General features: G+C 76.0%; 12 protein-coding genes. 5 read left to right on the top strand and 7 right to left on the bottom strand.

Features of this window, described 5'->3' with window-relative positions:
- Positions 1-103: 103 nt before the first annotated feature.
- A complete protein-coding gene (locus AC3WT4_RS16625; protein WP_108046910.1) occupies positions 104-1,237 on the top strand; it encodes a magnesium and cobalt transport protein CorA in 1,134 nt (377 codons plus the stop codon).
- A 16-nt stretch (positions 1,238-1,253) separates the two neighbouring features.
- Here AC3WT4_RS16625 and AC3WT4_RS16620 read toward each other — a convergent pair whose 3' ends face one another.
- Positions 1,254-2,129, bottom strand: coding sequence for an undecaprenyl-diphosphate phosphatase (locus AC3WT4_RS16620; RefSeq protein ID WP_074806793.1), 876 nt, complete (start codon positions 2,127-2,129; stop codon positions 1,254-1,256).
- A gap of 143 nt (positions 2,130-2,272) precedes the next feature.
- Between AC3WT4_RS16620 and AC3WT4_RS16615 the strand changes: the two genes are divergently transcribed.
- Positions 2,273-3,241: an aldo/keto reductase gene (locus AC3WT4_RS16615; RefSeq protein ID WP_108046914.1), complete on the top strand. Its 969-nt coding sequence runs from the start codon at positions 2,273-2,275 to the stop codon at positions 3,239-3,241.
- Between the two features lie 31 nt (positions 3,242-3,272).
- Here AC3WT4_RS16615 and AC3WT4_RS16610 read toward each other — a convergent pair whose 3' ends face one another.
- Entirely contained in the window at positions 3,273-3,599 is a 327-nt protein-coding gene (locus AC3WT4_RS16610) for a primosomal protein (protein WP_074806798.1), read from the bottom strand.
- Positions 3,600-3,700: 101 nt separating this feature from the next.
- On the opposite strand from AC3WT4_RS16610, the gene AC3WT4_RS16605 reads away from it, so the two are divergent.
- Positions 3,701-3,934 (top strand): DUF5703 family protein, encoded by a 234-nt coding sequence (locus tag AC3WT4_RS16605; RefSeq protein WP_009861400.1) that lies wholly within the window; start codon positions 3,701-3,703, stop codon positions 3,932-3,934.
- 24 nt (positions 3,935-3,958) lie between these two features.
- Positions 3,959-4,807 (top strand): fructosamine kinase family protein, encoded by an 849-nt coding sequence (locus AC3WT4_RS16600; protein ID WP_108046916.1) that lies wholly within the window; start codon positions 3,959-3,961, stop codon positions 4,805-4,807.
- 18 nt (positions 4,808-4,825) lie between these two features.
- Here the strand turns inward: AC3WT4_RS16600 and AC3WT4_RS16595 are convergent, their stop codons facing one another.
- The 5 genes from AC3WT4_RS16595 to ald form a co-directional block, all read right to left on the bottom strand.
- The gene (locus AC3WT4_RS16595) at positions 4,826-6,199 is read right to left on the bottom strand and encodes a M20/M25/M40 family metallo-hydrolase (RefSeq protein WP_492315960.1); all 1,374 of its coding nucleotides are present in this window, start codon (positions 6,197-6,199) and stop codon (positions 4,826-4,828) included.
- Positions 6,200-6,287: 88 nt separating this feature from the next.
- Complete coding sequence (locus AC3WT4_RS16590; protein ID WP_492315959.1) at positions 6,288-7,952, bottom strand: multicopper oxidase family protein; 1,665 nt, start codon at positions 7,950-7,952, stop codon at positions 6,288-6,290.
- Between the two features lie 187 nt (positions 7,953-8,139).
- Complete coding sequence (locus AC3WT4_RS16585) at positions 8,140-10,281, bottom strand: M3 family metallopeptidase (RefSeq protein ID WP_108046959.1); 2,142 nt, start codon at positions 10,279-10,281, stop codon at positions 8,140-8,142.
- A gap of 78 nt (positions 10,282-10,359) precedes the next feature.
- Positions 10,360-10,995: a GNAT family N-acetyltransferase gene (locus tag AC3WT4_RS16580; RefSeq protein ID WP_108046921.1), complete on the bottom strand. Its 636-nt coding sequence runs from the start codon at positions 10,993-10,995 to the stop codon at positions 10,360-10,362.
- Positions 10,996-11,101: 106 nt separating this feature from the next.
- Entirely contained in the window at positions 11,102-12,217 is a 1,116-nt protein-coding gene (ald, locus tag AC3WT4_RS16575) for an alanine dehydrogenase (RefSeq protein WP_108046923.1), read from the bottom strand.
- A gap of 109 nt (positions 12,218-12,326) precedes the next feature.
- Between ald and AC3WT4_RS16570 the strand changes: the two genes are divergently transcribed.
- Positions 12,327-13,709, top strand: coding sequence for an APC family permease (locus AC3WT4_RS16570; RefSeq protein WP_286185594.1), 1,383 nt, complete (start codon positions 12,327-12,329; stop codon positions 13,707-13,709).
- Positions 13,710-13,759 lie beyond the last annotated feature (50 nt).

Genomic DNA, 13,759 nt, shown 5'->3' with positions numbered 1-13,759 from the left:
TCGGGGCGCGGGCGACGGACCGTCGTCCGGCACGCGGGCGACGCACGGCGCCGCGCCCGACGGCGACCGGGCAGGTCCGTGCGGGGCGCGGGACAATGCGGACGTGACGAACCCCACCGAGCCGCGGACGAGCACGCCGCCCGACGGCGCACCCACCCCGGCGTCCCGACGACCGACCGTGCACGCCGTCGCGGCGTGGACGGTCGCGCCCGGGGCGGACGGCGTGCACCCGGCCGACCCCGGCGCCCTGGCGGCGCCCGGCACCCCGGCCCCCGGCTCCCCCACGACGGACGCGCACCCGGGCGGCGACACCGCCGCGGGCGGGGACGACGACCGGCGCGCGGCCCGCGCCACGGTGACGTGGGCGCGCCTGGAGGACCTCGACGCGGTGCTCGACGCCGCCGCGCAGGTCGCGACCGGGACGGGCCCGACGTGGCGGGGCCTCGCGCGGCGCGACGGCCACCCCCTGGCGCACGTGCACCGCGTCGCGGCGGACTGGCTCCTCCTGGTGACGCCGACGGCGTGGTTCACCGAGTCGGACCGCCAGGTGCACACCGGCCAGTTCGCCGCGCTCCTCGGCCCGGGGCTCGTCCTCACCGCCGAGGAGGGCGACGCGGACGTGCACGCGCTCATGCTCGACAAGCTCGGCGCGCCCGGCGACCCCCACGGCTCGCCCGTCCAGCGGATCGTCTCCGCCGCGGTGCTCGCGATCGTCGGTGGCGCCTCGGACGTCGAGCTGGGCCTGGGCGACGCCGTCGCCGACACCGAGCGCGTGGTGTTCGACCAGCAGCGCGAGGACCCGGTCGAGCGCATCTACGACCTCAAGCGCGAGATCACCGAGGCAAGGCGCGCCCTCATGCCCGTCACGGCAGAGCTGCCCGAGCTCCTCGACCCCGACGTCCCGGACCACCTCGGGGTCAACCGGCGCATCCTCGAGCGCGTCGTCACGACGGTCGAGCGGATCGACCGGCACCTCGACGCGCACGACGACCTGCTCTCGGACATGCTCCAGGTCCACATGACCCAGGTCTCGGTGCGTCAGAACGAGGACATGCGCAAGATCTCGGCGTGGGCGGCGATCCTCGTGTACCCGACGATCGTCGCGGGCGTGTACGGCATGAACTTCCGCAACATGCCGGAGCTGCACTGGGCGTTCGGCTACCCGTTCGCGCTCGGCCTCATGGCGGGCGGCTGCGTCGTCCTCTACCGCGTCTTCAAGCGGGTCGGCTGGCTCTGACCCCGGCCGCCGAGGGTCACGGCGTCGAGACGGTCGTCCCGCCCGGCTCCAGCACGCCGACGAGCAGGAGCAGCACGACGAGCGCCGCGAGCACGAGGCGGTAGACCACGAACGGCGTGTAGCTGAAGGTCGAGACGATCTTGAGGAACGCGATGATGACGAAGTACCCGACGACGAACGCGACGAGCGTCGCGATGAGGGTCGCCCCGGCGCCGGGGGCCCCGGGCGCCGGCTCGTCCGCAGACTTGAAGAGCTGGTAGAAGCCCGAGCCCATGACGGCCGGGATCGCGAGGAGGAACGAGTAGCGCGCCGCCGCCTCGCGCGTGAAGCCCATGAGCAGGCCCGCGGTGATCGTGCCACCCGAGCGCGAGACGCCCGGGACGAGGGCGAGCGCCTGGGCGAACCCGAACGCGACCGCCTGCCCGGCCGAGAGCTCGCGCAGCGTCCGGCGCTTGGCGCCGACCCGGTCGGCCCAGCCGAGCAGCAGCGCGAACACGGCGAGCATGAGGGCCGTGAGGTACAGGTTGCGGAACGTGTTCTCGATCGCGTCCTGGAACAGCAGGCCGAGCAGCACGATGGGCACGGAGCCGAGCGCGATGTACCAGGCCATCGCCGCGTCGTGGTCGTGCCGGCCGAGCCGCGCCCGCCAGTCCGTGCCGTGGTCGCCGCGCACGGACCGCCACCATGCGACGCAGATGCGCGCGATGTCCCGGCGGAAGTAGAGCAGCACCGCCGTCTCGGTCCCGATCTGCGTGATCGCCGTGAAGGCGGCGCCCGGGTCCTGCGACCCGATCAGCTCGCCGACGATGCGCAGGTGGGCGCTCGACGAGATCGGGAGGAACTCGGTCAGGCCCTGGACGAGGCCGAGGAGGACGGCTTCCCACGCGTTCACGAGCGGTCACGATACCCGCTCGGGCGCGCGCCGGGGCGCGCGCGTGGCGCCTCGTCGCCGAGCGGGTGAACCTGGGCCGACCCGGTCCCCGACCGCGCGCCCCGACGGTCGCCCGCAGTCCCCCGCCGGTACCCTCGGCAACCATGGAGAACCGCCACCTCGGCAGCACCGGCCTGCGCGTGTCCGAGCTCGGGCTCGGCACCATGACGTGGGCCCGGGACACGGACGAGCTCGACGCGGCCGAGCAGCTGCGGGACTTCGTCGACGCCGGCGGCACCCTCGTCGACACGGCCGCCTCCTACGCCGACGGCGACGCCGAGTCGCTCCTCGGGTCGCTCCTCGGCGCGAAGGTCGACCGGCGCGACGTCCTGCTGTGCACCAAGGCTGGCGTGCGCCACACGCCCTCCGGCCCGGTCGTCGACGCGTCCCGCGGCGCGCTCCTCGACTCGCTCGACGACTCGCTCGCGCGCCTGGGCACCGACCACGTCGACCTGTTCCTCGTGCACGCGCCCGACCCGCGCACGCCGTTCACCGAGACGCTGTCGGCCCTGCGCCACGCGGTAACGTCCGGGCGCGCGCGCTACGTCGGGCTGTCGAACCACCCGGCGTGGGCGACCGCGCGCGCCGCGACCCTGCTCGGCGCGACCGACGACGTCGGCCTCGCCGCCGTCCAGCTCGAGTACTCGCTGCTCCAGCGCGGCGCCGAGCGCGAGGTCGTCCCGGCCGCCGAGTCGCTCGGTCTCGGCCTGCTCGCGTGGTCGCCGCTCGGGCGCGGCGTCCTCACCGGCAAGTACCGACGCTCGCTCCCCGCCGACTCGCGGGGCGCGTCGCCGCACCTGGCCGGGTTCGTCGAGCCCTACCTCGACCAGGCGTCGTCGGGGATCGTCGAGGCCGTCGTCACGGCCGCGGAGGGCCTGGGCCGAGCGCCGCTCGACGTCGCGCTGTCCTGGCTCCTGGGGCGCCCCGCCGTCGCGAGCGCGGTGGTCGGTGCGCGCACCCCGGCGCAGCTGCGCACGTCGCTCGCCGCGACCGACCTCGTGCTGCCCGACGCGGTGCGCGCGGCGCTCGACGACGTGAGCGCGCTCGACGTCGGCTACCCCGAGCGGTGGTGACCCCGCTCTTCTCTCGAAGGTCTCGGGCCGCTCAGCGCGCGCCGTCGGTCTCGAGCTCGCCGGACAGGACGTCGTCGTCGAGCGTGTCGTCGAGGTCGTCGTCGAGCGCGTCCTCGTCCTCCTCCGCGTCGTCGTCCTCGTCGTCCTCGTCGTCGTCCTCCTCCGCGAGGTAGAACGGCGTCGCCTCCCCGTGTACCTGCCCCAGCGCCTCGTCGTACACCTCGAAGGCGTCCCCGAGGACGTAGTAGGCGTCGTCGACCGCGGGGTCGTCCTCCCCGCGACGTGCGGCGACGGCGTTGTAGTGGGCTTCGAGCGCGGCGATGAACCGGTCGAGCGCGGCACGCGGGTCAGCGGTCATACCCTGACGGTAGCGCCGAGAGGGGCACAATGGCACTCGTTGGCCGGGTCGGTCCCACCACCCGGCCCGCGACCGAGTCAGGCGAGAGAGGACGGTGGCACGTGGAGGAGAGGCCGACGTCACGCCGGAGGTCCGGATGGGCCGCGCACGGCGGGCAGTACGAGTACCGCGTCCTGACGATCGACCGCTCCACGAGCCGGTCGGACGCGAGCAGGCTCCTCACCGACGAGGCGGAGTACGGGCGCTGGGAGCTGGCTCGCACCCGGCTGTACGTCGGGGGCGAGCGCCGCGTCTGGCTGCGGCGCAAGATCATCCGGGTCAGCTCCACGCTGTGAGCACGATCCGGTGAGCGCGGCCCGGTGAGCGGCGAGCACGAGGCGGCGCGCGACGTCTTCACGAAGTCGCGCGCCGGGGCCCCGGCGGGGTTCTTCCGGTGCGAGGCCGCCGGGCTGGCGTGGCTCGACGTCCCCGGCGGCCCGCGCGTCGCCCGGGTGCTCGACGTCGGCCCCGACCACCTGGACCTGGAGCGCGTCCCGACGACGGCGCCGACCCGCGAGGCGGCCCGGTCGTTCGGGCGGGCGCTCGCCGTCGTGCACGACGCCGGGTCGCCGGCCTGGGGCGCGGCTCCGCCCGGGTGGTCGGGCGAGGCGTTCTTCGGCCCGCTCGACGACCCGCTGCCGCTATCCACGGGGGCGTGGCCGGACTGGCCGACGTTCTACGCCGAGGCGCGCCTCCTGCCGGTCACGCGGCAGGGCCGCGACCGGGGTGCGCTCGACGCCGAGGACGCGCGGCTGCTCGACCGCCTCGCCGAGCGCCTGCCCGACCTCGCCCGCCCGGCGCTCGACGACACGCCCGCGCGCGTGCACGGCGACCTCTGGTCGGGCAACGTGCTGTGGTCACCCGTCCAAGACGGCGGGCCGGACGACCGCGCGGGCGCCTCGGCGCGAGCGGTCGAGGCCGTGCTCATCGACCCGGCCGCGCACGGCGGGCACCGCGAGGCCGACCTCGCGATGCTCGCGCTGTTCGGCGCGCCGTTCCTCGACGAGATCCTCGCCGGGTACGACGCCGCGCACCCGCTCGCGCGCGGGTGGCGCCACCGCGTCGCGCTGCACCAGGTGTACCCGGTCGCGGTGCACGCCGTGCTGTTCGGCGGCGGCTACCGCGCGCAGCTGCGCTCCTCCGTCCGGGCGCTGCTCGGCGAGACCTGACCGCGCGACGCCCTCCGGTCAGCAGGTGCGCAGGAGCCGGTCCAGGACGCGCACGCCGAACCGCAGCGAGTCGACGGGCACGCGCTCGTCGACGCCGTGGAACATGCCGGAGAAGTCGAGGCCGGCGGGCAGGCGCAGCGGCGCGAAGCCGTAGCCCGTGATCCCGAGCCGGGCGAGCGACTTGTTGTCCGTGCCGCCGGACAGCGTGTACGGCAGCACCGTCGCCTCCGGGTCCTCCGCGAGCAGCGAGTCGACCATCGCGTCCACGAGGTCGCCCTCGAACGGCACCTCGAGCGCGATGTCGCGGTGGATCTCCTCGACCCGCACGTGCTCGCCCGCGAGCGCGCGGAGCGTCGCGAACCCGTCGTCCTCGTGGCCCGGCAGGAGGCGCGCGTCGATCGCCGCCTCGGCACGGCCGGGGATGACGTTCGCCTTGTAGCCCGCGGAGAGCTGCGTCGGGTTGGACGTGTGCCGCACCGTGGCGCCGACGAACCGCGACGCCGGGCCCAGCGCGGCCACGAGGGCCTCGATCGACCGGGAGTCCTCGGGGTCGTAGCGCAGGCCCGTGAGGTCCGCGACGCCGCGCAGCAGCTTGTCGACGGTCGGCGTGAGCGTGTTCGGCCAGTGGTGCGTCCCGATGCGCGCGACCGCCTCCGCGAGCCGCGTCACCGCGTTGTCGTCGTTCACCTGCGACCCGTGCCCGGCGCGCCCCTCCGCGACGAGGCGCAGCCAGGCGATGCCCTTCTCCGCCGTCTGGAGCAGGTAGGCGCGCCGACCCCCGACCTCGACCGAGAACCCGCCGACCTCGCTGATCGCCTCGGTCGCGCCCTCGAACAGCTCGGGCCGGTGGTCGACGGCGTAGCGCGCCCCGTAGGCGCCGCCCGCCTCCTCGTCCGCGAAGAACGCGACGACGACGTCGCGCGCAGGCTTGCGGCCCTCGCGCACCATCTGGCGCACGACCGCGAGGATCATCGCGTCCATGTCCTTCATGTCGACGGCGCCGCGCCCCCACAGCAGGCCGTCGATCTCCTCGCCCGCGAACGGGTCCACCGACCAGTCGTCCGCCTGCGCGGGGACGACGTCGAGGTGACCGTGGAGCACGAGCGCCGGGCGCGTGGGATCCGCGCCCTCGAGCCGCACGACGACGCTCGCCCGGCCGGGCTCCGACTCGAACAGCTCCGGGTCGAGGCCGACCTCGTGCAGCAGCCCCATGACGTACTCCGCGGCGGCGCGCTCCCCCGGGCCCGACCCGTCGCCGAAGTTCGACGTGTCGATCCGCAGCAGCTCGCGGCAGATCCGCACGACCTCGTCCTCGGCGCGCGGCACCGCGCCGGCGGTCGCGTCGGTCGCCGCAGGGGCGCTGGCCAGGGAGTCCGGGTGCGGAGCGGTCATGGGCGACACGCTACCCGCCGCCGTCGGACGCGCCGACCGCCGGGCCCGACCGCCCACATCCCGGACGCGCCGTCGTCCGGCGTACGGCTCAGTGACCGCCGTGCGGGTCCCGAACGAGGCTGCGGGGGCCCGTGCCGCCGAGGGGCGCGGCGTCGTGACCGCGGTGCGGGGAGCCGTCGGGCGCGTCGAGGCGCGACGGTGCCTGCTCGCCCGGGGCGACGACGACGAGCTGGCCCATCATGCCGCGGTCCTCGTGCGTGAGCAGGTGGCAGTGGAACATGTACGGGGTCGTCGGGTCGGTCGCGCCCTCGGCGGCGTCGAACCGCACGAGGAGCCGCGTCACGCGCCCCGGCTGGACGTAGACCGTGTCCTGCCATCCGGCGAGGTCGGGCCCGGGCGGTTCGCCCGCGACGTCGAGGACGCGGAACCGGACATCGTGCACGTGGAAGTTGTGCGGGGTGTCGTCGAGGCCCGTGACCTCCCAGACCTCGGTCTCGCCGACCGTGACGACCTCGTCGACGCGGGTCATGTCCATGGACCGGCCGTTGATCGCGCTCCCGGAGAGCTCGAAGCGCCGGGTGCGGACGGCGTCGGACTCGTCGAGCGCGTCCGCGGGGTCCGTCGCCCCGAGGGTGGCGGGCACGTCCGGGCTCGGCACGAGCGTGGCGGCCGCACGCAGCTCGAGGAGGTCGAACGTGTCGTCCCCGCCGGAGAAGCGCTCGAACAGGGGGTTGACGCCGAGGTCGGGCGGGAAGCTGCGCAGGACCGCGCGCTGCCCGGGCGCCATGGTCACGACGACCTCGGCGCGGTCGCCGGGCGAGAGCCGGACCCGCTCGACGGTCTGCGGTGCGGCGAGCAGGCCGCCGTCGGTCCCGACGAGGCGGACCGTCCCGCCGTCGGCGAGCCCGACGTCGTACACGCGCGAGTCGGAGCCGTTGAGCAGCCGGAGCCGGACGCGCTCGGTCGTGACGTCGAGGTAGGGGCCGGGCGTGCCGTTGACCAGGATCGTGTCGCCCAGCGTGCCGACCGGCGACAGGAACGACACCGCGTCGTCGAGCCGGCCGTCGGCGTGGAAGCGCTTGTCCTGGAGGATCACCGGGACGTCGTCGACGCCGTACTCGTGCGGCAGGTCCGCGGCCGGCCCGTCGGCGGCGGCGGGGTCGTCGAGCAGGAACATCCCCGCGAGCCCGCGGTACACCTGGTCCGCCGTCTGCCCGTGGAGGTGCGGGTGGTACCAGAGCGTCGCGGCGGGCTGGTCGACCGTCCAGGTGGGCGACCACGTCTCGCCGGGCTCGACCATCTGGTGGGGGCCGCCGTCCATCGCGGGCGGCAGGTGCATGCCGTGCCAGTGGAGCGTCGTCGTCTCGTCGAGCGCGTTCGTCACGTCGACGCGCACCCGCTCGCCGCGCGTGGCACGCAGCGTCGGCCCGAGGTGGTCGCCGTTCAGCCCGATCGTCGGTGTGGGCGCGGACGCGCCGAGGTCCGCGACGCCCGCGCGCGCCTCGAGCGCGAAGACGCGCACGCCGTCCTCCACGCGCGACTCCGCGAGGGGCGGGACGGCGAGCGGCCGCGTGAACGCCACGGCGCCGGCCGTGCTCGTCGCGGCGCGCGCCCACGCGACACCGAGGACGGCGACGATCGTCCCGACGAGCAGGAGCGCGCCCAGGCCGAGCACGAGGACGACCCGCCGCGCGCGGTGCGGCGGGCCTGCGGCCGGGACGACGGCGGGCGGGACGGTCGGCGAGGTCGGCATGGCGGCTGCGCTCCAGGGTGCGGACGGCGGCCTCCGGGGACCGGGGCCGGAGGCGGCCGGGCGAGGGCCACCTCCTCGACGCTAGGACGGCGGAGGGCACCGGGCGTCGGCCGTGCGGCGTACGCGCGCCCGGAGCGGACCCTGAGCGGGGCCCGGGGAGGCTCAGGGGCCTCCCCGGGCCGCCGGCTCAGGCGTCGAGGCCGCGGCGCGCGAGGAGCGGCGCGATCTCGGCGTCGCGTCCGCGCAGCTCGCGGAACGACTGCAGCGGGTCCTGCGAGCCGCCGCGCGCGAGCAGCACGCGGCGGAAGCGCTCGCCGTTCTCGCGCGACAGGCCGCCGTTCTCGCGGTACCACTCGACCGTGTCGGCGTCGAGGACCTCGGACCAGATGTACGAGTAGTACCCGGCCGCGTACCCGCCCCCGAACACGTGGTTGTAGTACGTCGTGCGGTAGCGCGGCGGGACGGGCGCGAACGCGACGCCCGCCGCCTCGAGCGCGGCGGCCTCGAACGGCACGACGTCCGCCTCCGACGCCGGGACGCCGTCGGGCCCGACCTGGTGCCAGGCCTGGTCGAGCAGCGCCGCCGCGAGGTACTCGGTCGTGCCGAAGCCCTCGTTGAACTGCCGCGAGGCGAGCATCGTGTCGACCCACTCGGCGGGCATCGGCTCGCCCGTGACGTGGTGCACCGCGTAGGAGCGCAGGACCGACGGCTCCCACGCCCACATCTCGTTGACCTGCGACGGGTACTCGACGAAGTCGCGCGGCACCTCCGTGCCGGACTGCGACGGGTAGCGCACGTCGGAGAACAGGCCGTGCAGCGCGTGCCCGAACTCGTGGAAGAGCGTGATGACCTCGTCCCACCCGAGGAGCGTGGGCTGGCCGGCCGGCGGCTTGACGATGTTGAGGTTGTTCACGACGACCGGCTTCTGGCCGAGCAGGTGGTTCTGGTCGACGAGGTTGTTCATCCAGGCGCCGCCGCGCTTGGACTCGCGCGTGTACCAGTCGGCGAGGAACAGGCCCATCCCCTGGCCCGGCTCCCCCGGCGTCTCGGCGTCGAAGACCTCGAAGACGCGCACGTCCGGGTGGTAGCCGACGAGGTCGTGGCGCTCGGCGAAGGAGATGCCGAACAGGCGGTTCGCGGCCAGGAGCACGCCGTCGTGCACGACGCGCTCGAGCTCGAGGTACGGGCGCAGCAGGGCGTCGTCGAGCGCGTAGCGGTCCTTGCGCACGCGCTCGGCGTAGAACGACCAGTCGGACGCGCGCAGCGTCGCGCCCGGCTCGTCGGCCCGCAGCGCCGCCTCGAGGTCGGCCGCCTCGCGGCGCGCGTTCGCGACGGCGGCGGGAGCGAGCCGCGCGAGCATCGCGTTCACGGCCTCGGTCGTCTTCGCGGTCGCGTCCTCCGCGACGTACGCGGCGTGGTGCTCGTAGCCGAGCAGGCGCGCGCGCTCGGCCCTCAGGCGCACGGTCTCGAGCACGATCTCGCGCGTGTCGTGGTCGTCCCCGGTCGCACCGCGCGACTCCGACGCCTGCTGCACGCGCTCGCGCACGTCCCGGCGCGCGAGCGAGGCGAGGACGCCCTGCTGGGTGGGGAGCTGCATCTCCAGCAGCCACGCGCCCTCGTGCCCGCGCGCCGAGGCGGCCGCCGCCGCGCCCGCGACGGCGTCCTCGGCGAGCCCGTCGAGCTCGGCGCGGTCCGTGACGAGCACGCTCGCGGCGTTCGCGCCCGCGAGCAGCTTGCGCCCGAACGCGGCCTCGAGCGTGGTCAGGCGGCCGTTCAGCGTGCGCAGGCGCTCCTGCTGCTCCGCGTCGAGCTCGACGCCCGAGCGGCGGAACCGGACGAGCAGCGTGCGGAGCAGCCACGCGGCGTCGGGCTCGAGGGTCTGCTCGCCGGCGTCCACCGCGTCCTGGAGCGCGCGGGCGCGCGCGTACAGGCGGGCGTCCATGTAGATCGCGTCGTGGTGGGCCGCGAGCTCGGGCGCGAACTCCTCCTCGATCTGCTCCAGGCCCGGCGTCGCGTCGGCCGACAGCTGGTTGTAGAACGCGTTGAGCACGCGCGCGAGGTCACGACCCGACCGCTCGAGCGCCTCGAGCACGCTCGCGACCGTGGGCGGCGCGTCGTCGGTCGCGATCTCCTCGATCGCCGCACGTTGCGCCGCCGTCGCGGCCCGCAGCGCCGGGAGGTAGTGCTCCTCGCGGACCGCGTCGTAGTCGGGCAGCTCGTACGGCAGCACGGACGGCGTCGCGAACGGGTTGGCGGGGTCGAGGTCGAGAAGGGCCGGCGCGGCGGTGGGCGCGGGCGCGTCGGCGCGCGTCGTGGGCTCGGAGGTCATGGTGCCCATCTTGACCCCGCGGGCGGGCGCGACGGAAACGGATACCCCGCCGCCCGCGAGCACGACGGCGGTGCGTCGTCAGGCGGCGCGGCCCGACGGCGGCGCGTCCGCCGGCCACGGCTCGGCCGGCTCGCGCGGGTCGTCGGGCAGGAGCGTGCCGACCCAGGCGTCCCGTCGCTCGCCGCGCTGGAGCGCGAAGCCGCGCACCGTTCCCTCGACCCGGAAGCCGAGGCGCCACGCCGTCCGGCGCGAGGGCCAGTTGCCGACGTACGCCTGCCAGAAGAGCCGCGCGAGGCCCGCGCCCTCGGGGTCGAACGCCCAGTCGACGACGAGGCGGCCCGCCGCCGTCATGAGGCCGCGGCCCCGCACCCCCGGAGCGGTCCAGTAGCCGATCTCGGCGGACCGTCGGCCCTCGGGCGCGTCGTCGAGGCTCAGGCCGATCATGCCGAGGAGAGGACCGACGCCGTCCGGGCCGGGGATGCCCGAGCGGCCCGCGCTCTCGCGCACGCCCCACGTGAGGACGTCCCCGCGCTCCCACCCGGGGCCGACGTGCTCCTCGACGAACTGCACCGCGTCCGTGCGCGCGTACGGCGACGGCACGACCGTCCACGCGGCGACCTCCGGGTCCTGGCACGCGGCCGTGATCGCGTCGACGTCGTCGAGGGTCGGGGTGGACAGGTGGACGCGGCCGTCGTCGAGAGCGAAGGGGTGCACCCGCCCGAGCCTGGCACGCCCTGCGGCGCGACGTCACCCGGAATCCGGGAGGTCGCCGTCCTGGAGCGCCACCGCGCCCTCGCTCGTCCTCGTGGCCCGGTCGGCGTCAGGGGCGCAGGGCGTCCTCCACGGGCGTCCACGGCAGGTCGTGCGCGGCAGCCACCGCCTCGTTGAGGAGGGCACCGCGGTGGGTGGACGCCCCCGACCGCAGGAGCGGGACGTCCCGCACGGCGTCGACCCCGCCGTCCGCGAGCGCCGCCAGGTACGGGAGCGTCGCGCTGGTCAGGGCGAGGGTGCTCGTCACGGGGACGGCGCCGGGCATGTTGGCGACGCAGTAGAACGTCGTGCCGTGGACGGCGAACGTCGGGTCGTCGTGCGTGGTGGGCCGCGATCCCTCGAAGCACCCGCCCTGGTCGACGGCGACGTCCACGAGCACGGCGCCGGGCCGCATCCGCGCCACGAGGTCGTCCGTGACGAGGCGCGGGGCGCGCGCCCCGGCGACGAGCACGGCGCCGACGACGAGGTCGGCCTCCAGCACCTCGCGCTCGATCGCGTACGCGCTCGACACGACGGTGCGCACGTGCCCCGAGAACTCCTGGTCGACGGCGCGCAGCACGGGGAGCGCGAGGTCGACGACCGTCACCTCGGCCCGCATGCCCACGGCGATCTCGGCGGCGTGGCGCCCCGCCGTGCCGCCCCCGAGCACGACGACCCGGCCGGGCCGCGTCCCCGGCACACCGCCGAGCAGGACGCCGCGGCCGCCCGCCGGTCGCTGGAGGAGCCATGCGCCGACCTGGGTCGCCATGCGTCCGGCGACCTCGCTCATGGGCGCCAGGAGCGGGAGCGTGCCGTCCGCGGCCTGCGCGGTCTCGTAGGCGACGGCGGTGGTACCGGCGTCGAGCAGGGCGCGCGTGCAGGCCTCGTCGGCGGCGAGGTGGAGGTACGCGAACAGCAGGAGGTCGTCGCGCAGGAAGCGGTGCTCGCTCGCGACCGGCTCCTTGACCTTGCACACGAGCTCCGCCTCGCCCCAGACCTCCTCGGCGGTGGGCACGATGCGCGCGCCCGCGCTCTCGAACTCCGCGTCGGGCAGGTGGGAGCCGGTCCCGGCCCCGGACTGGACGAGCACGTCGTGCCCGGCCCGCACGAGGTGGTGCGCGCCGGCGGGGGTGAGCGCGACGCGGTCCTCGTGGTTCTTGACCTCGGTGGGTATCCCGATCCTCATGGTCCAGTGTGGCCGCAGGCGGCCGTCGTGCGCAGGGTGGCAGGATCTTGTGCCTGCGTGTCCTGGCTGCCACTCGTGCCGCCTCGGCGTCGTTGCCAGGGTAGGGCGCGTGGACCCGACGACCTCTCGCACGACGGCCCGACCCGACCTGCCGGGCCGCCCGGCCGCCCCTCCCGGACCGGGCCGTCCTCCCGCACCCCTCGCACCGGCACCGGCACCGGCGGGCACGCTGGGCCTCGCACGCGGCAGCGCGCTCTACGTCGCGAGCGTCCTCGGCACCGGCGTCCTCGCGCTGCCAGGGCTCGCGACCCGCGTCGCCGGGCCCGCGTCCGTGCTCGCCGTCGCGCTCGTCCTCGTCGCGAGCGTGCCACTCGCGGGGACGTTCGCCGCGCTCGCGGCGCGGCACCCGGACCGGGGCGGTGTCGCGAGCGCGGTGCGCACGGCGCTCGGCCCGACGGCGGCCCGCGCCACCGGGTACTGGTTCTACCTCGGCGTGTGCGCAGGCGTCCCCGTCGTCGCGGTGCTCGGCGCCGAGTACGTCGTCGCCGTCGTCGGGGCGGACCGCGGGGCCGTGCCCGTCGTGGCGGTCGCGCTCGTCGTCGTGCCCGCGCTCGCGGTGGGCCTCGGCGTGCGCGTGGCGGGCGCCGTCCAGCTCGGCCTGACGACGCTCCTGCTCGCGGCGGTCGTCGTGGTGGTCGCCGCGGCGGCGCCGGCCGCGAGCGCCGAGCGCTTCACGCCGTTCCTCAGCGAGGGGTGGTCCGGCGTGGGCTCGGCCGTGAGCCTGTTCGTGTGGGCGTTCGCCGGGTGGGAGGTCGGCACGCACGTCTCGGCCGACTTCCGCGACCCCCGGCGCACGATCCCCGCCGCGACGGGCGTGGCGCTCGTGGTGGTGGGCGTCGCGTACCTCGCGCTCCAGGTCACGACGGTCGGGGTGCTCGGGACGGGCGCGGGGACGGGGACGGTCGCGCTCCTGGACCTCGCGCGCGTCGGCGCCCCCGGCGCGGGCCCGGTGCTCGTGGGGGTCGTCGCCGCGGTCGTCACGTCCGGCGTGCTCACCGCGTACCTCGCCGCGTTCGCGAACCTCGGGCAGGCGCTCGCTCGCGACGGGGACCTCCCTCGTCCCCTGGCCGCGCTCTCGGGCCGTGGGGGCGTTCCGCGTCGCGCGCTGGCCGTCACGCTCGGGCTGGCGACGGGCTACCTCGCCGTGCTCGTCGCGACGGGGCTCGACCTCGAGCCGTTCGTGCGCGTCCACACGAGCAGCATGGTGGCCGTCTACGCCCTGGGCATGGTGGCGGCGCTGCGCCTGCTCCCCCGACGCACTCCCGGCTGGTGGCTCGCCGCGGTCGCGGCCGTCCTCACGGGCGTGCTGCTGCTCCTCGCCGGTGCGTCGCTCGTGGCGCCGGCGCTGCTGGCCGTTGCCGCGGTCGTCGTGACGCTCGTCCGGCGCCGGGCCGCGCACCGACCCTCGGACGCCCGGGTCCGGGGCCGGTGACGGCGTCGCCCGGGAGCCACCCGGGCGGCCTGTTCCCCGGGCGCGCACTC

It is taken from the genome of Cellulosimicrobium sp. EB106-03-01-XG111 (assembly GCF_058792115.1).
This window is presented reverse-complemented; position numbering and strand designations above follow the sequence as displayed.

What these genes read in the sequence shown, in the direction of transcription:
- AC3WT4_RS16615 (WP_108046914.1), top strand. Translation starts at nt 2,273, where the DNA reads ATGGAGAACCGCCACCTCGGCAGCACCGGCCTGCGCGTGTCCGAGCTC.
- AC3WT4_RS16610 (WP_074806798.1), bottom strand. Translation starts at nt 3,599, where the DNA reads ATGACCGCTGACCCGCGTGCCGCGCTCGACCGGTTCATCGCCGCGCTC.
- AC3WT4_RS16595 (WP_492315960.1), bottom strand. Translation starts at nt 6,199, where the DNA reads ATGACCGCTCCGCACCCGGACTCCCTGGCCAGCGCCCCTGCGGCGACC.
- AC3WT4_RS16590 (WP_492315959.1), bottom strand. Translation starts at nt 7,952, where the DNA reads ATGCCGACCTCGCCGACCGTCCCGCCCGCCGTCGTCCCGGCCGCAGGC.
- AC3WT4_RS16585 (WP_108046959.1), bottom strand. Translation starts at nt 10,281, where the DNA reads ATGACCTCCGAGCCCACGACGCGCGCCGACGCGCCCGCGCCCACCGCC.
- ald (WP_108046923.1), bottom strand. Translation starts at nt 12,217, where the DNA reads ATGAGGATCGGGATACCCACCGAGGTCAAGAACCACGAGGACCGCGTC.